Genomic DNA, 20,346 nt, shown 5'->3' with positions numbered 1-20,346 from the left:
AGCCCCGGCGGGCTACCGCATCGCCTTGCGGAGCGCCCGGGTCAGGACGGGCGGCAGCAGGTCCACCGCCACCCGCCGCACCCGGCTGCGCCGCCGGACCCCCGTCACCGCCGCGGAAGCCGGCTCGGGCACCGGCGGCGCCCCCGGCACGTCCGCGTAGCGGGACCCGGGAAACTCCGGCCCCCGCATCCCCTTCGACTTCAGCCGTATGATCCGGTGCCCGGCGGCGTCCTGCATGCTCAGATGGCAGTCGCTCCGCCCCCGCGCCATCTCGATCAGCTCCTCCTGCACCGGCCGCGGGTCGCCCCACGTCCCGTACAGCTTCTGCGTGCTGATGCAGACGGGGCGCAGCCCGCGGTTGAGGACCGCCTCCCACGCCGCTATGGAGACCCCGGGGGTGTGCTCGGAGCGGAAGTCGTCGAGGACCACGATCCCGTCCGGCAGCAGCAGATCGCGGGCGGTCCCTATGTCGTCGTGCACGTGCTCGTACAGGTGCGAGGCGTCGATGTGCACGAACCGGCAGCTGCCGGGCTCCACTTCGCCGCGGACGAGCGAGCTGGGGCCCTGGAGCACGCGGGGCAGCTCGTCGTGGAAGGCGAGGTAGTTCTCCTCGAAGAGATGCCGGGTCAGCTTGGCGTAGGACTTCGTCGACTCGGCCCGGTTGGCCGCGTCCGGCGCGTCGCCCTCGAACAGGTCGCAGACCGTGTAGGTCTCGCCGGGCCGGCGGTGCTGCCCCGTGAAGATCGCGCTCTTGCCCATGTAGACGCCGACCTCCAGCAGGTCGCCGCCGACGCCGGAGTCTTCCTGGCGGTCGAGGAACCAGTCGAACAGCATCTGGTCGAGCACCGGGAACCAGCCCGGGACGTCGTCGAGGCGGCGGGGCGGTCGGGTCGTTTCCTGGGTGGTGGCCATGCGGAGAAGGCACTCCCTCGGGACGGAGGTCTGTGGGAAACCTGCGGAAAACCTGTGCACCGCGAGGTCCCAAGGTGCCTGCCCGCCGCACCGCTCCGAAACCCAAGGAGAAATGAACGGCGGGCCAACATCGCATGGTTAACGGAATGTGAAATGGAAGGGAACTAGGAGTTTTTCAGGGACCTTTTCAATCTCGGTCCGAACCGGTTCTCGACCTGCCTGTTGATCAGCCAGGCCAGGCCCAGCATGGAGAGGACCGTCAGTGCCAGCGTGGCCCACGGCGGCACCCCCCAGCCCCGGTGCAGCACCCGGATCATGAACCAGCCCAGGTGCTCGTGGACCAGGTAGAACGGGTACGTGAGCGCTCCGGCCGTGGTCAGCCAGGACCAGGTCGCCCGGCGCGTCCAGCCCGCCGCCACGGCCGCCACGGCGGCGAACGCGAAGGTGATCACGGCCATCGCCACGTACGGGTTCCGGGGGGCGCCGTGGTGCCACAGGCCCTCGGTGGTCAGCCGCATCCCGAGGATCCAGGAGCACGCCACGATGGACCAGGACAGCGGCCGGCTGCCGAAGCGGTGGACCAGGTAGAGGGCCAGCCCTCCGATGAAGTACGGGGCGTACTCCGGCATCACGACCAGGTCGGTCCAGGGGCCGCCGGCGGCGGTGGACAGGACGGTCGCCAGGGTCCAGACCGAGCAGAACAGCACGACCCGGCGGTAGGTGACGCCCGGCAGGACGACGGTCAGCGCGAACAGCGCGTAGAACCGCACCTCGACCCAGAGCGTCCAGCAGACGCCCAGCACACGCGGCACGCCCATCGGCTGCTGGAGCATGGTGAGGTTGACCAGGAACTCGTCGGCGCGCACCGGGTGCACGACGGCGGGCAGCAGCACGGACGCGCCGGTGACCAGCGCCAGCGCGACCCAGTAGGCGGGGTAGAGGCGGGCGACACGGGAGCGGAAGAAGTCGCCGAGGGACCGGCCCCAGCTGCTCATGCAGATCACGAAGCCGCTGATCACGAAGAAGAACTCGACGCCGAGACAGCCGTACACGGCCGCCTTGTGGAGGGTCGGGAAGATCTGGCCGGGGTTCTGGTGCCAGGACGCGGAGACGACTCCGCCGCGGCCGGTGTAGTGGTACAGGCAGACCATCAGGGCGGCCAGGAGCCGCAGTCCGTCGAGGGCCTGGAGTCGGGGGCGGGGCCGTGCGGGCGGAGCCGTGACGGCCGGGATTTTCGCAGGCGGGGGCGCCAGAGTGGAGGTCACGGGGGGCATGGTTCGGGGAGCTTACCCGGACCTGGGCAGTTAATCATCAGATCTGTTTCGCAAGACCCCGGTAAGAGTGGGGTGCAAGTCCTGCACCTGGGCGAATCACAGGATCGACTTGGTTGACAGCCCAATGATTCCCTCGGGCGTCCCGACTTGTTAACCCTATGGTCGTTTTAGCTTCCTAGTTTCTCCATCCACCCCCTAGGTGCGGGTAAACCCATCACACGCAGCAGTTAAACCCAAGCTTCGCTTGGCAAAATCAGGAGAGCTATGACGAGGGTCCAGAACAGGCGGGCACCTGCACGCGGAGGGGATCTCGACGAGTGCCTGCACGCCTGCGCCGTGCACAGCGGCAAACTCGTCGGCAGCCTCGACCGTCGTCGCGGCGAACTCGCCGAGCAGCTGCGCAAGCTGCTCGTGGTGGTGGCCACCGAGGGCACCACCACGCCCGCGCCGGCCCCGGCCGGTGGCGCCACCGCTCTCCTCAAGCGAGCCGTCAAGGGCGCCGCGACCCCGTCCGGCGGTATCAACAACGACCTGCTGGACGCCCTGCTCGCCGTCGCCAACAAGGCCCTGGAGTGCGGCTACGGCGACGAGTTGAACCTGGCCCTGGTCATCAGCGACACCGTGCTCGCCCAGCGCAGGAACTCCCGGGCCGGCTGGCGGCTGCGTGCCCGCATCCTGGAGGGCCTGGGCGAGGAGAGCGAGGCCGTGGAGGCCTACGAGCGCTACCTCGAACTCACCAAGGACGACGGCTTCGGCGTCGCCAACCGGATCAGCGGCATGCGCCGCGCCGGTGAGCGCGAGAACGAGCTCCTCGCCCTCCTCGGACGCCAGGTGCCGGCCGCCGCCGAGTACCGGCGCGAGCCCGCCACCGCCGTCTGGGCCGAGGGCCTCGCCCTCCAGGCCGCCGGCGACTGGAAGTCCGCCGAGCCCCGCCTGGTCGGCGCCCTGCTGGCCCTCGCCGAGGACGAGGCCCCGGTCGACGACCGCCAGGAGCTGCTCAGCCAGTACCTGGACCTGCGGATCGCCGAGGGCAACGACCCCGGTCTCGCCGAGGTCGTGGCGCTCTACTCCGAGCAGCGCCGCAACCGGATGCGCGGCCCGGTCGGCAACCCGACCTTCGACGGTGTGCAGTGGATCACCCTCGGGGAGTTCCGCAACCAGATCGCCGGCAAGTCGATCTGCCTGATCGCCAACTCGGGCCGGGTGGGCGCGAGCGGCATGGGCAAGGAGATCGACGACTACGACCTGGTCGTGCGCTTCAACTCGTACAAGATCGACCCGAAGCACACCGGCGAGCGCACCGACATCCACGTCAGCATCCACAAGCACGCCTTCAACTGGGAGAAGCCGGTGACCACCCGGCTGATCTTCGGCGGCGTCTCCGGTGACTGGAAGCACTCGCTGCGCAACAAGCTGGTGCCCGGCGCCCAGAAGTACCTGGGCGACGAGTCGCTGCGCTGGCCGATGCGGAACATCGGGCAGATCGGCGCCGACGCCTGGTCGGGCATCCCGACCTCCGGCTTCAACATGCTCTGGCTGCTGGACTTCCTCGACGTCAGCCCGACCCTGGACCTGATCGGGTTCGACTTCTACGAGAGCGGCGCCTACCGCGTGCAGGAGGCCATGAAGCTGGCCATCACCTCCGTGCACGAATACACCAGCGAGAAGGACTGGGTCATGCAGCGGGCCCAGGGCGTGAGCGACATGAGGATCTCCCTGCGATGACGACGACCTTCACCCCGGCGATACCGAACACCAACGCGAGCGCCCTCACCAAGAAGCGCCGGATCGCGTTCGCGTCCTACGTGGACGAGAACTACCTCCCCGGCTTCCTGGTGCTGCTGCGCAGCCTCGCGCTGTCCAACCCGGGCGTCTGCGAGGACTTCGTCGTGCTCTACGACGACCTGCGCCCGGCCTCCGTCGCGAAGATCCGCGCCCTGCACCCGCGCATCGTGCTCCAGCGGGTCAACGACACGCACTACGACTCGTACGTCAAGGGCGACCAGGACAACTACCTGGTCCGCAAGGCGTACTTCATCCTCGACGTCTTCCGGCTGCGCGAGTACGACACGATCATCACCCTGGACACCGACATGGTGGTCCTCGGCGGTCTCGGCGAGCTCCTGGAGCTGCGCGAGGGCCTCGCGGCCGTACCGCAGTTCTTCTACGGGCAGCACAAGCTGAACTCCGGTCTTCTGGTGATCCAGAAGGAGTACCTCTCCGACGAGTTCTGCGCGAAGATCGACAAGACCGGCCGCAACGGCGAGTACGAGCTGGACAAGCACGACCAGGGCATCCTGAACGCCGTCCTGGACGGCGACTTCGTCCGCCTCGACGCCAAGTACAACTTCGTCAAGCGGCGGCTCTCCGGCGACCTCCCGGTCCCGGAGGAGACGAAGATCCTGCACTTCACCGGACGGCACAAGCCCTGGCAGGGCGGTGAGTCCGGCTACGCGCAGGCCGAGGACCGCTGGCGCGAGTTCGACATGAACGACGCCGACTTCCACGCGGCGTACTTCGCCTCCTCCGGAGGTCTCCACCACGACCTGGTCGTCCACTTCGGCGCCCCGCACGTCAAGCGCACCGGTGACGTCGAGATCGCCCGCAAGGTGGCCGCCGCGCACATCGCGGCCGGCGACTACCAGGACGCCGTCGACGTCCTCGGCTCCGTCCGCATCCCGCTGGACGAGGCCTGGCCGCACGAGGTGCTCGGGCACGCCCTGATGAGCGTCTCCCGCTACGACGAGGCCAAGACCCAGCTGCTGCTCGCCTCCGCCGCCCCCAACCGGGCCGCGACCGCCTTCTCCCGGCTCGCCCAGATGGCCTGGGTGCACGGCGACAACACCGAGGCCCTGAGGTACGCCACCGCCGGCCTCACCGTCGACCCCACGCACCGCTCCAGCCGCCTGTGGGCCCAGCGCGCGGCCGCCGTCCCCTCCCAGGAGCAGGGCAGCGCCGAGGACCAGCTGGCGCACGTCGCGTTCTACATGGACCGGCAGGGCAACGCGGGCGACAAGCTGCTCCCGGAGACCGTCCGGCTCGGCTTCGGCCCGGACACCACCTCCCGCCGCTGGCACTCGGTGCACGCCCACCGCTACTTCGACCAGGCCGCCCTGGAGCGGGTCAACGCCCGCCGGGGTCTGGTCATCGGCGGCGGCGGCCTGTTCATCCCGGACACCATGCCCAACGGCAACAGCGCCTGGCAGTGGAACGTCCCGGACGAGCACCTGCGCGCCATCGACGTCCCGATCATGATCTACGCGGTCGGCTTCAACGCCTTCGACGGCCAGTCCTACCGGGCCACCCGGTTCAACGAGAGCCTGCGGCTGCTGGTCGAGAAGTCGTCCTTCTTCGGCCTGCGCAACCACGGCTCCATCGCCAAGGTCCGCGGCATGCTCCCGCCGGAGCTCCAGGACAAGGTCGTCTTCCAGCCCTGCCCCACCACGGTCATGCGCCAGCTGGTGCCCGGCTGGACCGACCCGTCGTACCGCGAGGACACGGTGATGCTCAACGCGGCCTACGACCGCGCGGGTCTGCGCTTCGGCCACGACTACGGGCACTTCCTCGCCCAGATGGCCAGGGCCGTCCGCAGGATCGGCGCGCACACCGAGGTCAAGTGCGTCGCGCACTCGCTGGACGACGAGAAGATCGCCTTCGACCTGCGCCGCGAGCATGGCATCTCGCTGCCGGTGATCCCGATGTACGACTTCTCCAACGACGAGATCCGTGAGACGTATGCCAAGACCCGCCTGGTCATCGGCATGCGCGGGCACGCAGGCATGATCCCGTTCGGGGTCGGCACGCCCATCGTCTCGCTGATCTCGCACCCGAAGATGGCGTACTTCCTCAACGACATCGAGCGGCCCGAGTGGGGTGTCTCGGTGCACGAGCGCGACCTCGGCGACATCCTCACCGAGCGGGCGATCGGCATCCTCGACAACCACAGCCGTACGGTCGCCGACGTGCACGACCGGCAGCAGCAGCTGTGGAAGGTCACCGAGGAGAACGCGGCCACGATCAAGAAGATCCTGGGCAGGTGATACCGAGGGGCGGGTCCGATCCGGACCCGCCCCAAGGACAGCGCCCCGTAAGGGGCGCGGGGAACTGCGCGACCGGCCACGGCGCGTCAGCCGAAGCGCGACATGACGAAACGGCGCTGCCGGCGGAGCTACCGCCGCACGACCCGCCGCAGATTGCGCGCCTTGCGGGCCATCCGCCGCACCGTCGCGTTGCGCGGCAGGAAGCCCAGCTGGGCCGGGAGCCCGCCGGGCAGCGCGAGCGAGGTCAGGCGCTTGCGCTTGAAGTAGCGGATGGTCGTGTCGTTGAGGTGCTTGGTGAGGTAGCGCTCGGTCTCCCCGCGCAGCTGCGGGTGGATCTTCGGCTGCATCGCGAACCCCACCGCGCGCAGCAGCTCGGTGAGCTCCCCGACGGTCAGCAGCGCGCGCTGCTCCTCGACGGCCTTGCGGTCGGTGAGCGAGGGCAGCAGCGCGTCGACGACGGTGACCGGGACCCGGTTGCTGTTCTCGTAGGGGATGAGCCTGTCCAGGAGCGTGTCGGTGCCGATCCGGGCGGTCGGCAGGCCGTACAGCGCGGACGCGGTGAGCAGCGCGGTGGAGAAGCAGCCGACGACCAGCGCGGGGCGCATCCTCTGGTACAGCACCTCGGCGAGGACCGTGGTGTCCAGCACGGTGAGGTCGACCTCGAGCTTCTCGGCCTCCTGCTCCAGGGTGTGCACGAAGCGGGCCGGGGCGGAGGGGTGCGGCTTGAACACGACCTTGGTGTGGCCGAGTTCGACGGCACCCTTCAGCATCCGCACATGCAGGTCCTCCTCCTGTTCGGGGGAGAGGACACCGATGGCGGAGAGGTACTGGCCGAGCAGCATGGCCGGTTCCTCGATCTGCGGCAACTCGTCGCCGCTGGGCGCCAGTTCGGCCAGTACCTTGGTGAAGGCCGCGGTCGGTACGACCTCGCCCGGGACACCGAACTCGGTGAGCAGCATGGGCTTCAGGCCGGGCACCAGGTCGAGGTGGAGGACCCGGTCCACCCGGGTGCCGACCAGCGGATCGATCTTGTTGCGGGTCGGTCCGTAGCTCATCAGGCCGTCGGCGTAGACCGTGACCGGGGCGCCGGTGAACATCTGGGTGAGGCTCAGCGAGGGGTTGACCTGGATGGACTCGACGGCGAGTTCCACGTCGTCGTCACCGAGTCGCCACTCGTGGCGCAGGAAGCGTTCCCACAGGGGGAGGTCCTCGATGCGCGGGGCCCAGCCGCCCGGGTGGAACGGGAAGATCGTCTCGTTGTACGAGATCATGTCGTCGAAGCGGTCGCGCAGCCGCTCGAAGCCCGGCGCCTCGTCCAGGCCCGGGGTGGTCTCCGGGGTGGCCGCGTTGTTGCAGACCAGCAGGATGCGCCGGTCGGCCGGGCGGAAGGCGCCGGAGTCCAGGGCGGCGGCGAGGGTGGCCGTGCCGTAGAGGGTGGACGCCTGGAAGATCTGGGTGGTCACGCGGCGGCCCCCGCGGGAGCGGGACGGCGGCGCAGCCGGCGCAGCTTGGTGGCGCGCTGGAGGTCCATGGAGTCCAGGGCCTCGTCCAGTACGTCCTGCGGCATGCGCCGCAGCGCGGCGGCACTCATGGATTTCAGCTTCTTCGCCACCGCGGGCTCGAACCTTTCGATGGATCCCAGGTGATGGGAAATGATGGCGCAGTAGGTCCGGACGGCCTTCGGCAGGAGTTCCTTCGCGTCCGCGTCCTGTGCAGTTTCCTCGATCACCTGGTCGAACGCGCGAATGAAATCGAGCTGACGGACGTCGCCGATCTGCGTGAGTGACGAGGCTACGCCACGCCGATAAAAGACGCCGAGCAGGTTCACCGCCGCGAAGGACTCGGCCTCCCGGTGCAGCTTCCAGATCCACGGCCGGTCCTCGGCCGTGCGCAGCCCGTCCGTGAAGTGGACGAGGCCCTTGTCCACCAGGCGGCGGTGGTAGACCCCGGCCCACGCGTACGCGTAGTCGACGGAGGTCGTCTTGTCGGTCGGCAGGATCGCCTCCCGCGGGTTGAGCACCACGTCGCGCCGGCCGACCGGCACCCGGTGCACGGCGCGTGCGCGGGCGGTGCACTGCACATGGTCGGTGCGGACGAAGTCGCAGCCCAGGGCCTCGACGGCATCCACCAACTGCGGGTAGTAGCCCGGTGCGAGCCAGTCGTCGCCGTCCAGGAAGGTGACGTACTCGCCGCGCGCTCTGTCGATGCCGGTGTTGCGCGCGGTGGCCAGCCCCCCGTTCAGCTCGTGTCTGACACGGACCGCGCCTGGCAGCTCGCGCTCGGCTCGCGCGAGAATCTCTGGTGTCCCGTCGGTCGAACAGTCGTCGACGAGAATGAATTCGAAGTCCTCACGCGCGTTCGCGCGCAGGCTCCTCAGGGTGTCGGGCGCGTATTGCTGCACGTTGTAGAACGGCACGATGACGGAGAGCTTGACCACGTGGTGGACGTTAGAGGGGCGCCCGTCATCCGTCCTGACCGCTGTCTTGACATCAGGTGAACGACGTGTGTCGAAGCTATGAATCAGGGCTTTTTGGAGCCTTATCCCGGGCTGATTCGCCATTCGGCGGTGTGTTGTTAACCCTTTGTTGGATTCGGGTTCGGGAGATCCTCGGAATGGCTTCCTAGCGTCTTCGGTGTGCCAGCAAGTGCAACGAAGTCCCTGCGGGTGGCCGTCCTGGCGGATTCCGATACTCGGTGGAAGTGGGGGGCGCTCACCGCGAAGCGCCTGATCCCCGACGAAAGCGACTGTCCGGACGTCCGGCTCGACGGTTACCTCCTGCGGGGCCGTGCCACCCCCACCGCCCGCCAGCTCCAGGAAGTCGGCGTCCACGCGGACTCGCTCCGCGAAGTGACGGCCGTCGAGTTCCTGCGTGCCATGGAAGCCGGGCCCTCGGGCACGGAGGCCGACCCCGAGGGCCCGGAGTCGTACGACATGCTCGTGCTCTCCCTCGTCGGCGGCGGGGTGCAGGCGATGCTGCACGGGCTGCGGAGCGTCTTCGCCGGCCGCGCGAAGCGGCCCGTCGTCGTCACCGGCTACGTCGGCGTCGTCTACGAGAAGCTCGCCGACGGCCTGCTGCTGCGGCACGGCGCGGACCTGGTCCTCGCCAACTCCCGCCAGGACGCGGACCGGTTCCGGGCCGTGTACGAGGGGGTCGGCGCCGACTCCTCCGCGGTGACCGAGGTCGCGCTGCCGTTCCTCGGCGGCGAGCCCTACGAGGGCGAACACGAGCCCTGCACCGTGGTGTTCGCGGCCCAGCCCTCGGTCCCGGAGAGCCGCAAGGACCGTACGTACCTGCTCGACCGCCTCATCCAGCACGCCCGCCGGCACCCCGAGCGGGAGGTGCTGCTCAAGCTGCGCTCCAAGCCCGGCGAGCACACCACCCACATCGAGGAACTGCCGTACCAGAAGCTGGTCCAGGGCAAGGACGTGCCCGCCAACTTCCGCCTGGTGTACGGGCACATGGGCGAGGTGCTCGACCGCACGGACCTTCTCGTCACCATCAGTTCGACGGCCGCTCTGGAAGCCCTGCACCGGCGGATCCCCACGGTGATCCTCAGCGACCTCGGGGTCCGCGAGACGCTCGGCAACCACCACTTCGTCGGCTCCGGCTGCCTCGCCTCCTGGGACCAGCTCGACGCCGGACACCGCCCGGTGCCCGACGCCGAGTGGGTCTCACGGCAGGGCGTGGCGGCCGACGGCTCCTACGCCACCGCGTTCGACGCCGGCCGCGAGCGGATCGCCAAGCTGCTCGCCCGGCCCGGCGGCCTGCCGCCCCTGAACCCGTACTACACACCCGAGACCGCGCCCGGTTACCTGCCCGGCATCCTGGCCCGCCACCACCTCGGCCCGGACGGCGTGCCGCTGCCCGGCGCGCCCGCGGCCGACAAGGCACCGGGTCCCGTCCGCCAGATCGTGCGCCGGGCCGCACGCGGCGCCTACCGCCACGGCGTCCAGCGGGTGGCCCCGGTGATCCGACGAATGGGAGAGCTGTGAGCGACCGGATCCCGAACCAGGCGTCACCGGCGCCTGACGGACTTGAAGGAACAGAGCCGATGCCCCACCCCGAGACGGCCGTCGTACCCCGGGTACTGGCCGTGATCCCCGCGCGCGGGGGCTCCAAGGGCGTGCCCGCGAAGAACCTCCTCCCGGTCGGCGGCGTCCCGCTGGTCGCCCGTGCCGTGCGCGAGTGCCGCGCCTCCCGGCTGGTGACCGACGTCGTCGTCTCCACGGACGACCAGGCGATCGCCGCGGCCGCCCGGTCCGCCGGCGCCGAGGTGGTGCTGCGCCCCGCCGCCATCGCCGGTGACACCGCCACCTCCGAGGCCGCCGTCCTGCACGCCATGGACGCCCACGAGGCGCTGCACGGCGCCCCGGTCGACGTGGTGCTGCTCGTGCAGTGCACCAGCCCGTTCATCATCCGTGAGGACGTCGACGGGGTGGCCGGCGCGATCGTCGAGAACGGCGCCGACACGGCCCTGACCGTGGCGCCCTTCCACGGCTTCGTGTGGCGTGACGAGGTGGACGCCCCGGTACCGGCCGGTGCCGACGCGGCCGCCGCCGGCGGCGGCTTCGGCGTCAACCACGACAAGTCGTTCCGCCCCCGCCGCCAGGACCGCCCCCAGGACTTCCTGGAGACCGGCGCCGCCTACGCGATGCGCGCCGACGGTTTCCGCGAGCACCGGCACCGCTTCTTCGGCCAGACCGAGCTGGTGCGCACCGACCCGGCCCGCGTCCTGGAGATCGACGACCCGCACGACCTGGCCCGCGCCCGCGCGCTGGCCGGCCTCTTCGACGCGGACCGCCCCGGTTCGCTGCCGACCGCCGACGACATCGACGCGGTCGTACTGGACTTCGACGGCACCCAGACCGACGACCGGGTGCTGATCGACGCCGATGGAAAGGAGTTCGTCTCCGTGCACCGCGGCGACGGACTCGGCATCGCCGCCCTGCGAAAGAGCGGGCTCAGGATGCTGGTCCTCTCCACGGAGCAGAACCCGGTCGTCGCCGCCCGGGCCCGGAAGCTGCAGATCCCGGTCCTGCACGGCATCGACCGCAAGGACCTCGCCCTCAAGCAGTGGTGCGAGGAGCAGGGCATCGCTCCCGAGCGCGTGCTCTACGTCGGAAACGACGTCAATGACCTCCCGTGCTTCGCCCTCGTGGGCTGGCCCGTGGCGGTCGCGAGCGCCCACGACGTCGTACGCGGCGCCGCACGCGCGGTCACCACCGTCCCGGGTGGCGACGGCGCGATCCGAGAGATCGCCAGCTGGATCCTCGGCCCCTCTCTCGATTCCCTCCCGAAGTAAGGACACCCCACAGTCATGAGCAACTCCCGTCTGCGCCAGTTCGGTTCCCGTGAGGTCGGCCCCGGTCAGCCCGTCTACATCTGCGGCGAGATCGGCATCAACCACAACGGTGAGCTGGAGAACGCCTTCAAGCTGATCGACGTCGCCGCCGAGGCCGGCTGTGACGCCGTCAAGTTCCAGAAGCGCACCCCGGAGATCTGCACCCCGCGCGACCAGTGGGACATCGAGCGTGACACCCCCTGGGGCCGCATGACCTACATCGACTACCGCCACCGCGTGGAGTTCGGTGAGGACGAGTACCGCCAGATCGACGAGTACTGCAAGACCAAGAACATCGCCTGGTTCGCCTCCCCGTGGGACACCGAGGCCGTCGCCTTCCTGGAGAAGTTCGACGTCCCGGCCCACAAGGTCGCCTCCGCTTCCCTGACGGACGACGAGCTCCTGAAGGCGCTGCGCGCCACCGGCCGCTCGGTCATCCTCTCCACCGGCATGTCCACCCCGAAGCAGATCCGCCACGCGGTCGAGGTCCTCGGCTCGGACAACATCCTGCTCTGCCACGCCACCTCCACCTACCCGGCGAAGGCCGAGGAGCTCAACCTCCGCGTGATCAACACGCTGGAGAAGGAGTACCCGAACGTCCCGATCGGCTACTCCGGCCACGAGACGGGCCTGCAGACCACCCTCGCCGCGGTCGCCCTCGGCGCCACCTTCGTCGAGCGCCACATCACCCTGGACCGCGCGATGTGGGGCTCCGACCAGGCCGCCTCCGTCGAGCCGCAGGGCCTCGTCCGCCTGGTCCGCGACATCCGCACCATCTCGGCCTCCCTCGGTGACGGCGTCAAGAAGGTCTACGACTCCGAGCTCGGCCCGATGAAGAAGCTGCGCCGTGTCCCCGGTGTCGTCGCCGAGGCGGAGATCGCCGCGGCCGCCGGCGAGCCGGTCCAGGTCTGACACCGCTGAATCCCTGAAGTTACGTCTGTTGTGTTACGACGACGGGACGGTCGTACGTCGATGAGCCTCCGCGCCGGGAACCCCGGCCCCCCCACACTCGCGTTCGTCGAGAGTCCGGTGCAGCTGCTGAACGTGCTGGAGTGGGCGCATGTCCACGCCCTGCGCGGGGCGGTGGACCCGTTGCCGACGGTGCCCTCGCAGGCCCGCCGCGCATCGGTCGCCATATCGGCGGCCGCACCCGGGGCGGAACTCACGATCGTCGTCCTGTCCCCGACGGACCCCATGACCCGGGGCCAGCTGCGCCGTATGGCGGACCTGGCCCGTGACGAGGGCTACCGGGTCCGCTGGGAGGAAGCACGGGGCGGCACCGCCGCCCCCTTCCAGACGATCGGCGGCCTGGCGGGCTCGCTCCGCCGGGCCGACCGCATCGTGATGGGCGACCCCTTCTCCCGCTACGTACAGCTCCTGCTGACGATCACCCGCGCCCGTGACCTGGTCGTCGTCGACGACGGCACGGCGACGATGGAGTTCGTCGCCCAGCTGGCGCGCGGCGAACGCCTGGTCCGCTGGCACCGCAAGGGCGGCCGCCCGGGCGCCCGGGACCTGCTCTTCGCCCCGGTCTCCTCCTCCGCGCGCCGCCGCCTCACGCCCAGCGACCGCCGCCACGTGGAGGTCTTCTCCTCCATGCCGGTGACGGAGACCCCGGCGGGCGTGACGGTCACCGCGAACGACTTCGGCTGGACCCGCGCCCGCTTCGGCCCGCCGCGCATCACCAAGGGCGCCGACATGGTCGGCACCTCCCTGGTGGAGACCGGCGTAGTGGACGGCGACCGCTATCTGGAGGCCGTCCGGTCCCTGGCGAAGACCCACGGCGCGACCCGCTACTTCGCCCACCGCCGGGAGAGCACGGACAAGCTGCACCGCCTCGCGGCCGAGACGGGGCTGGAGATAGTCCGCCCGGACCTCCCGCTCGAACTGATCGCCCGCCGCGGCCCGATCGGCCGTACGATCCTGAGCTTCCCCTCGACGGTCGTCCACACCCTCCCACTGGCCCTGGCCGGCACGGGCGTCCGGGTCGCCGTCTGCGACATCGACCCGGCGTGGCTGACGGACAACGCGTCGCCGCGCGCCCAGGGGTTCCTCTCCGGGGTCACCGGCACGGCGAAGGACGTCCACCGCCTGACGACGGTGGCGAGCCCGGCGTAACCCTCGGCCGGACAGCGGGACCCTGGACGTGGAGCGGGCCGTACGTGGACGGCACCTGGAACCGATCGGCCGGTGACCGCCTCACGCGCGGCCCGTCCCCACAGCCCCAGCCCCGCGCGGAGCCGGTCGCGCACGGCCGCGGTCTCCTCGTCCGTCCGGGCGTCCTCGCCGCCGGCCGCTGCCCCGGGCGGAGAGCTCGACCCACCGCCCCGCGACGCCCCAATCGAGAGCGTCCTCTCCCTTCCGGTCCCTTCCGGTCCCTTCCGGTCCCTTCCGGACGAGCTCCCGGCCGTCGCGGTCGCCGCGTTCCTGCAGCGCCTCGACACCGCGCAACGAGAGGAGTCCGCCCGTGTCGCCGAGGACGGGTCCACCGGGGGCACCGCCCGCGCCGGGCCGCCGGACCAGCGTCAGGTCCCCTCTCCGCCGGGGATGGCGCGACGGTGGGGCCGGCGTATTTCCGGTGACACCCGCCGGCGGAGCGGCCCGGCAGGTGTCCACCCGGCCGTCGTGGGAAGTCGGGGTGCGGAGGCTGCCGCGTTCGGTGGTGGCGCGGACGGAGGGCTGGATCGCGTGCGTACCGTCGGAGTGGAGGAGGAGCTTCTGCTCGTCGACCCGGACTCGGGGGAGCCCAAGGCGTCGGCGGCCGCGGTGCTGGCCCGGGCCGCGCTGGCGGATCCGGGGCAGGACGTGTTCGAGAAGGAGCTCTACGGCCAGATGCTGGAGTTCGCCACCCAGCCGCAGTCGCGGATGACGGAGCTCGGCGAGGAGATCGTGCGGTGCCGCAAGGAGGCCGCCCGGCTCGCCGGGGAGCTCGGGTGCGCGGTGGCCGCACTGGCCAGCTCGCCGCTGCCGGTCAGCCCCTCCGTCAGCGTCAACCGGCGCTACCAGTGGATGACCGAGCAGTACGGGATCGCCACCCGGGAGCAACTGGTCTGCGGGTGCCATGTGCACGTGTCCGTGGAGTCGGACGAGGAGGGGGTCGGCGTCCTGGACCGGGTGCGGGCCTGGCTGCCGGTGCTGGTCGCCGTCAGCGCCAATTCACCCTTCTGGCAGGGCCGGGACTCCGGGTACGCCAGCTACCGCAGCCGGGTGTGGGCGCGCTGGCCGTCCGCCGGGCCCACGGAACTGTTCGGCTCCGCGGACCGGTACCACCGGCTGGTCGCGGACATGGTCGCCACCGGCGTCATCCTGGACGAGGGCATGGTCTACTTCGACGCCCGGCTCGCCCGGAGCTATCCGACCGTGGAGATCCGGGTCGCCGACGTGTGCCTGCGCGCCGGGACCGCCGTGCTCGTGGCCGCCTTCGCCCGTGCCCTCGTGGAGACCGCCGCGCGGGAGTGGCGGGCCGGGCGGGAACCCGTCGACCACGGGGTGGGGCCGGCCCGCCTGGCCGGCTGGCGGGCCGCCCGCTCGGGCCTCGGCGGTGAACTGCTGGACCCGGTCACCCTGCGGCCCCGGGCGGCGCAGGAGGTACTGGACGCCCTGCTGGCGCACACCCGGGACGCCCTCGCGGACAGCGGCGACCTGGCGATGGCGGAAGAGGGCGTCCAGCGGCTGCTGCGGGAGGGCAACGGCGCCGACGAGCAGCGGCGGCTGCTGGCGGACACCGACAGCCTGCGGGACGTCGTCACCGAGTCCGTGCGCCGTACTCAGATCGCGCAGATCTGATGCCCCCGGCCGCCGCGCCCCGGTGCCGTCAGGGCTTGCGGGCCAGGACGAACGCCCGGGGCCGTTTCTCCCCGTCGAGCGGCTCACGGATCAGGGTGGCCGCCACCTCCAGGCCCGCCTTGACGAGCATGTCGCTCACCGCGTACGCGGGGCGCCAGTAGTAGCGGAGGTCGATCTCGTGGCCGAAGCGTTCGGTGAGGTGGAGGCCGGGCCGCTCGTCCTTCTGGAAGGCCAGCAGGACATGGCCGCCGGAAACCAGGACGCGGTGGAAGCCGGCGAAGGTCGCCGGGAGGTGGGCGTCGGGGATGTGGATGATCGAGTAGAGGGCGAGGATGCCGCCCAGGGTCGCGTCGGGCAGGTCCAGGGACGTCATCGAGCCCCGGTGGAAGCGCAGCGCGGGGTACGCCTCCCGGGCCAGGCTGATCATGGCGGGGGAGAGGTCGATGCCGAAGGCCGGTACTCCCAGTTCGTGCAGGTGGGCGGTGATGTGGCCGGGACCGCTGCCCAGGTCGGCCACGGGGGCGGTGCCGTTCGCCTTCACCAGTTGGGCGAACGCTCCGATCAGGGACATGTCCACCGGCTGTTCGGGGCGGCCGGGGTAGGCGGCGGAGTACTCCTTGGCGATCGCGTCGTAGGACGTACGGGTGGTTTCTATGAAGTCGGTCGTCTCCGGGTCCGTCACGGTCGCGCACGCTACCGGGCAGGCGTGGCCGGGGGTGACGAAGTAGCCGTTCCGGGCCCGGGGCCGTTCCGGAAGATGGACAGAAACGGCGTGATTGCCGTCCGGCGTGGTATCCGTGGAAGAGGAAACATAGGTTTTACCCAGCCACGTCCGAGGTCATGCCATCGCGGTCAGATTTTCTTCCCCTAACGGGCTGAACTTTTGTTGATCTCGGGGCAGTTGACCCCCCGGGCGTCCTACCCTTCAGAGGGTGAACCAATTGATGTCCCTAGAGTCCGAGGCCGACCTCCCAGGGGATGTGCTCCCCGGTGTGCTCAGCGAGGAGCTGCACGCCGAACTCGTAGCCTTCCGGCGCGACCTGCACATGCACCCCGAGCTAGGCAACCAGGAGTTCCGCACGACGGCCGCGATCAAGGAACGGCTGGAAAAGGCCGGTCTGAGGCCGCGGGTGCTCTCCATGGGAACCGGGCTCATCTGTGACATCGGGCCCGTGGCGGACGGGCTGCCCGTGCTCGCCCTGCGCGCCGACATCGACGCCCTGCCCATCCCGGACATGAAGACCGAGTGCGCCTACCGGTCCACCGTGCCGGACCGGGCGCACGCGTGCGGGCACGACGTGCACACGGCCGTGGTGCTGGGCGCCGGGCTCGTCCTCGCCGAGATGCACGAGCGGGGGCTGCTGCCGCGGCCCGTACGGCTGCTCTTCCAGCCCGCCGAGGAGGTGCTGCCCGGCGGTGCCGCCGACGCCATCGCCTCCGGGGTGCTGGACGGCGTGGGGCGGATCATCGCCGTGCACTGCGACCCCCGGGTGGACGCCGGGCGCATCGGGCTCAGGACCGGCGCCATCACCAGTGCCTGCGACCGCATCGAGGTGGCGCTGGACGGGCCCGGCGGCCACACCGCCCGGCCGCATCTGACCACCGACATGGTCACCGCCGCCGCCCGGGTCGCCGTCGACGTACCGGCGCTCATCGCGCGGCGCGTGGACAGCCGCAGCGGGCTCGCCGTGACCTGGGGGCGGATCGAGTCCGGGCACGCGCCCAACGTCATCCCCCAGCACGCCGAGCTCTCCGGGACCGTGCGGTGCCTGGACCTGGAGGCCTGGCGGCAGGCGCCGGACGTGGTGCACGCGGCGATCGACGAGGTCGCGACCCTGCACCGGGCCAAGTCCGAGATCAACTACGTGCGCGGGGTGCCGCCGGTCGTCAACGACCCGGTGGTCACCGAACTGCTGAGGGACGCGATGACCGCCCGGCGCGGCACCGACTCCATCGAGACCACCGAGCAGAGCCTCGGCGGCGAGGACTTCTCCTGGTACCTGGAGCACGTGCCGGGCGCGCTGGCGCGGCTCGGGGTGCGGACGCCCGGCGAGCGGACCGTGCGCGACCTCCACCAGGGCGACTTCGACGCCGACGAGCGGGCCATCACGGTCGGGGTGGAGCTGTTCACGGCCGCCGCCCTCCTCGACGCGACCCGGTAGGTGCAGCGGAACCCGGCGCAAACGGTCAGCCGGCCGCAGGGGACGAAGGCACCCGACAGGTACTCTTTCGTCCCCTTGTGTCACCCCGGCGTAACCGGCGGTCCCTCCCTGTAACCCGGGGTCGGCACGGTTCGATAACGGCCGTGAGAAACACCGTTCCCCTTGCCTTCTACGCGCGTTACTGTGCGCCGGAATCGCCACCACAGGTGGCCGATTGGGGAAGCGGGCCGGTGACGGTGCCGTGGGGACGAAGGGGTGCTTGCTGTGCGTTTTGTCTCTAGGGGAATCTCTCGCAGGACGAGGGTCTCCCAAGCCGCGGTGACCGTCGCCGTCATCGCCCTCGCCGCCGCGGGATGCGGTAAGTCCAGCCAGGACAGTGGTGACACCGCCACGAACTCCTCCGGCAAGTACAACGGCAAGGGCATAGGTCTTGCCTACGACATCGGCGGCAAGGGCGACCAGTCCTTCAACGACGCCGCCTTCGCCGGTTTCGAGAAGGCCGAGAAGGAGTTCGGCATCGGCGGCCGGGACATCGAGCCGCAGGACGGCGAGTCCGACGCCGACAAGGTGCAGCGCCTCGACACCCTCGCCAAGTCCGGCTACAACCCGATCATCGGGGTCGGTTACTCCTACGCGCCCGCCGTCAAGGAGGTCGCCGCCAAGTACCCGAACATCACCTTCGGCATGATCGACGACTCGACGATCAACGCGAAGAACGTCGTCGACATGGTCTTCGCGGCCGAGCAGTCGTCGTACCTCGCGGGTGTCGCCGCCGCCTCCGCCACCAAGAAGGACCACGTCGGCTTCATCGGCGGCGTGGACATTCCGCTGATCCACACCTTCGAGGCCGGGTTCGACCAGGGCGCCAAGTCGGTCAATCCGAAGATCAAGATCGAGTCGCAGTACCTCACCCAGACCGCGGCCGAGGGCGGCTTCTCCAGCCCGGACAAGGGCAAGACCGCCGCCCAGGGGCAGATCGACGCCGGTGCCGACGTCATCTACCACGCGGCCGGCCTGTCCGGTCAGGGCGTGATCGAGGCCGCCGCCACCGCCAAGGTGTGGGCGATCGGTGTCGACTCCGACCAGTACGCGCAGGACGCGCTCGCCAAGTACAAGGACTACATCCTCGGCTCCGCGCTGAAGAACGTCGGCGGCGCGGTGTACGACCTGGTGAAGTCCGTCTACGAGGGCAAGCCGGAGAGCGGTGTCGTCAACGGCACCCTCAAGACCGGTGGCGTCGGCTTCGCGGACACCAACCCGAAGTACAAGGCCATGACCAAGGTCGTCGCGGCCGTGGAGAAGGCCAAGCAGGACATCGTCGACGGCAAGGTCACCGTCAACACCAAGTGATCAGACATATGGATCCGTCAACGCCGAGTGGTCCGACATATATATAGGACCGGGTGAGCCGGCCCCGCGCGACGGGCGCGCGGCCGGCCGGAGCCGTCGTTGCAGTCCGTGCGCCCCTTGCCTCCTGCAAGGGGCGCACTGCTGTACGTAACGTTGAACCGTGACTGTGGCCACAGCTAGATAACGGACCGGACATTGGGGGTTTTCCGTCTGGTCTACGCGCGTTACGCTGCCGCGGAACCAGCGCCTGGTTTGGGCGCTTGCACAAAGGAGTCACGTTCCATGCGCCGGGTGTCCCGTATTGCGGTTGCAGGCGTTGCAACCGCAGCTCTCGCCGTCACAGTCTCCGCCTGTGGCAGCTCCTCCACCTCGTCCTCCTCGAGCAAGGGCAAGGACCTCGGTCTGGCTCTCGCCTACGACGTCGGCGGCAAGGGCGACCAGTCCTTCAACGACGCCGCGACCGCCGGCATGGACAAGGCCGACGCGGAGTTCAGCTACAAGTCCACCGCCGTCGAGCCGCAGGACGGCGAGTCCGACGCCGACAAGGCGCAGCGCCTGGAGACCCTGGCCAAGGCCGGCTACAACCCGGTGATCGGCGTCGGCTACTCGTACGCGCCGGCCGTCAAGGAGGTCGCGGCGAAGTTCCCGAAGGTCACCTTCGGCATCATCGACGACAACACCATCAAGGCCGACAACGTCGCCGACCTCGTCTTCCACGAGGAGCAGGCATCCTACCTGGCCGGTGTCGCCGCCGCCAAGGCCACCAAGACCAACACCGTGGGCTTCGTCGGCGGTGTGGACGTGCCGCTGATCCACAAGTTCGAGGCCGGCTTCGAGCAGGGCGTCGCGGACACCAAGAAGGGCGTCAAGGTCAAGTCGCAGTACCTGACCGAGACCGCGGCCGAGGGCGGCTTCTCCAGCCCGGACAAGGGCAAGACCGCCGCGGACGGCCAGATCGACGCCGGTGCGGACGTCGTCTACGCCGCCGCCGGTCTCTCCGGTCAGGGCGTCATCCAGTCCGCCGCCGAGCACAAGGTGTGGGCGATCGGCGTCGACTCGGACCAGTACAAGCAGGACGCGCTGGCCAAGTACAAGGACTACATCCTCACCTCGGCCATGAAGGACGTCGCGGGCGCCGTCTACAACCTGGCCAAGTCGGTGCACGACGGCAAGCCGGAGACCGGTGAGATCCGCGCCAGCCTGGCCACCGGCGGTGTGAGCCTCGCCGACTCCAACCCGACCTTCAAGAGCAACGCCGACATCCAGGCCGCGCTCAAGAAGGCCGAGGCCGGCATCAAGGACGGCTCGATCGCGGTCAAGACCTCCTGACCCGACGGTCATGATCATGCCGTAGGCATGGCCAAAAAGACGCTGTAATGGCAGCGTTACGGCCACGGAACGGGGTGCGGGCAGGATCTTCCTCCCGCGCCCCTGCCGTAGACCCGGATCCCTACGGACTACGGCGGGAAGTCCCTCGTT

Annotated in this window: 15 protein-coding genes; 10 read left to right on the top strand and 5 right to left on the bottom strand. The window is 70.1% G+C overall.

What is annotated here, in order from left to right; translation table 11 throughout:
- Nucleotides 1–12 precede the first annotated feature (12 nt).
- Together ACZ4O3_RS29905 and ACZ4O3_RS29900 are read right to left on the bottom strand one after the other, a co-directional pair.
- Nucleotides 13–912 carry a class I SAM-dependent methyltransferase gene (locus ACZ4O3_RS29905; protein WP_467725180.1) on the bottom strand — a complete coding sequence of 300 codons (900 nt, stop codon included), beginning with the start codon at nt 910–912 and terminating at the stop codon, nt 13–15.
- A 164-nt stretch (nt 913–1,076) separates the two neighbouring features.
- The gene (locus tag ACZ4O3_RS29900; RefSeq protein WP_467725179.1) at nt 1,077–2,186 is read right to left on the bottom strand and encodes an acyltransferase family protein; all 1,110 of its coding nucleotides are present in this window, start codon (nt 2,184–2,186) and stop codon (nt 1,077–1,079) included.
- 264 nt (nt 2,187–2,450) lie between these two features.
- On the opposite strand from ACZ4O3_RS29900, the gene ACZ4O3_RS29895 reads away from it, so the two are divergent.
- On the top strand, nt 2,451–3,911 hold the full coding sequence (locus tag ACZ4O3_RS29895) for a glycosyltransferase family 29 protein (RefSeq protein ID WP_467725178.1): 1,461 nt from the start codon (nt 2,451–2,453) through the stop codon (nt 3,909–3,911).
- Nucleotides 3,908–6,226, top strand: coding sequence for a glycosyltransferase (locus ACZ4O3_RS29890; protein ID WP_467725176.1), 2,319 nt, complete (start codon nt 3,908–3,910; stop codon nt 6,224–6,226). The genes ACZ4O3_RS29895 and ACZ4O3_RS29890 overlap by 4 nt, the downstream gene beginning before the upstream one ends.
- 128 nt (nt 6,227–6,354) lie before the next feature.
- On the opposite strand, the gene ACZ4O3_RS29885 is transcribed toward ACZ4O3_RS29890, so the two are convergent.
- Both ACZ4O3_RS29885 and ACZ4O3_RS29880 read right to left on the bottom strand, forming a co-directional pair.
- Nucleotides 6,355–7,689 (bottom strand): polysialyltransferase family glycosyltransferase, encoded by a 1,335-nt coding sequence (locus tag ACZ4O3_RS29885; protein WP_362728726.1) that lies wholly within the window; start codon nt 7,687–7,689, stop codon nt 6,355–6,357.
- Nucleotides 7,686–8,663 (bottom strand): glycosyltransferase family 2 protein, encoded by a 978-nt coding sequence (locus tag ACZ4O3_RS29880; protein ID WP_362728728.1) that lies wholly within the window; start codon nt 8,661–8,663, stop codon nt 7,686–7,688. Before ACZ4O3_RS29880 ends, ACZ4O3_RS29885 begins: the two co-directional genes overlap by 4 nt.
- 198 nt (nt 8,664–8,861) lie before the next feature.
- On the opposite strand from ACZ4O3_RS29880, the gene ACZ4O3_RS29875 reads away from it, so the two are divergent.
- The 5 genes from ACZ4O3_RS29875 to ACZ4O3_RS29855 all read left to right on the top strand — a co-directional run bounded on the left by ACZ4O3_RS29875 (nt 8,862) and on the right by ACZ4O3_RS29855 (nt 15,355).
- Entirely contained in the window at nt 8,862–10,220 is a 1,359-nt protein-coding gene (locus tag ACZ4O3_RS29875; RefSeq protein ID WP_467725174.1) for a DUF6716 putative glycosyltransferase, read from the top strand.
- Between the two features lie 59 nt (nt 10,221–10,279).
- Nucleotides 10,280–11,530, top strand: coding sequence for a cytidylyltransferase domain-containing protein (locus ACZ4O3_RS29870; RefSeq protein ID WP_467725172.1), 1,251 nt, complete (start codon nt 10,280–10,282; stop codon nt 11,528–11,530).
- 15 nt (nt 11,531–11,545) lie between these two features.
- Entirely contained in the window at nt 11,546–12,481 is a 936-nt protein-coding gene (locus tag ACZ4O3_RS29865) for an N-acetylneuraminate synthase family protein (RefSeq protein WP_362730934.1), read from the top strand.
- Between the two features lie 60 nt (nt 12,482–12,541).
- Entirely contained in the window at nt 12,542–13,687 is a 1,146-nt protein-coding gene (locus ACZ4O3_RS29860; RefSeq protein ID WP_467725171.1) for a hypothetical protein, read from the top strand.
- Between the two features lie 570 nt (nt 13,688–14,257).
- A complete protein-coding gene (locus ACZ4O3_RS29855) occupies nt 14,258–15,355 on the top strand; it encodes a glutamate--cysteine ligase 2 (RefSeq protein WP_467725169.1) in 1,098 nt (365 codons plus the stop codon).
- Nucleotides 15,356–15,383: 28 nt separating this feature from the next.
- Here ACZ4O3_RS29855 and ACZ4O3_RS29850 read toward each other — a convergent pair whose 3' ends face one another.
- The gene (locus tag ACZ4O3_RS29850) at nt 15,384–16,037 is read right to left on the bottom strand and encodes a class I SAM-dependent DNA methyltransferase (RefSeq protein WP_362732343.1); all 654 of its coding nucleotides are present in this window, start codon (nt 16,035–16,037) and stop codon (nt 15,384–15,386) included.
- A 262-nt stretch (nt 16,038–16,299) separates the two neighbouring features.
- Between ACZ4O3_RS29850 and ACZ4O3_RS29845 the strand changes: the two genes are divergently transcribed.
- The 3 genes from ACZ4O3_RS29845 (at nt 16,300) to ACZ4O3_RS29835 (ending at nt 20,196) form a co-directional block, all read left to right on the top strand.
- Nucleotides 16,300–17,517, top strand: a complete 1,218-nt coding sequence (locus tag ACZ4O3_RS29845; protein WP_384989271.1) for an amidohydrolase — start codon at nt 16,300–16,302, stop codon at nt 17,515–17,517.
- Between the two features lie 318 nt (nt 17,518–17,835).
- Nucleotides 17,836–18,867: a BMP family lipoprotein gene (locus ACZ4O3_RS29840; protein ID WP_362715223.1), complete on the top strand. Its 1,032-nt coding sequence runs from the start codon at nt 17,836–17,838 to the stop codon at nt 18,865–18,867.
- A 282-nt stretch (nt 18,868–19,149) separates the two neighbouring features.
- Entirely contained in the window at nt 19,150–20,196 is a 1,047-nt protein-coding gene (locus ACZ4O3_RS29835; RefSeq protein ID WP_467725167.1) for a BMP family lipoprotein, read from the top strand.
- Nucleotides 20,197–20,346 lie beyond the last annotated feature (150 nt).

The organism is Streptomyces sp. NPDC026515, from assembly GCF_055567595.1.
This window is presented reverse-complemented; position numbering and strand designations above follow the sequence as displayed.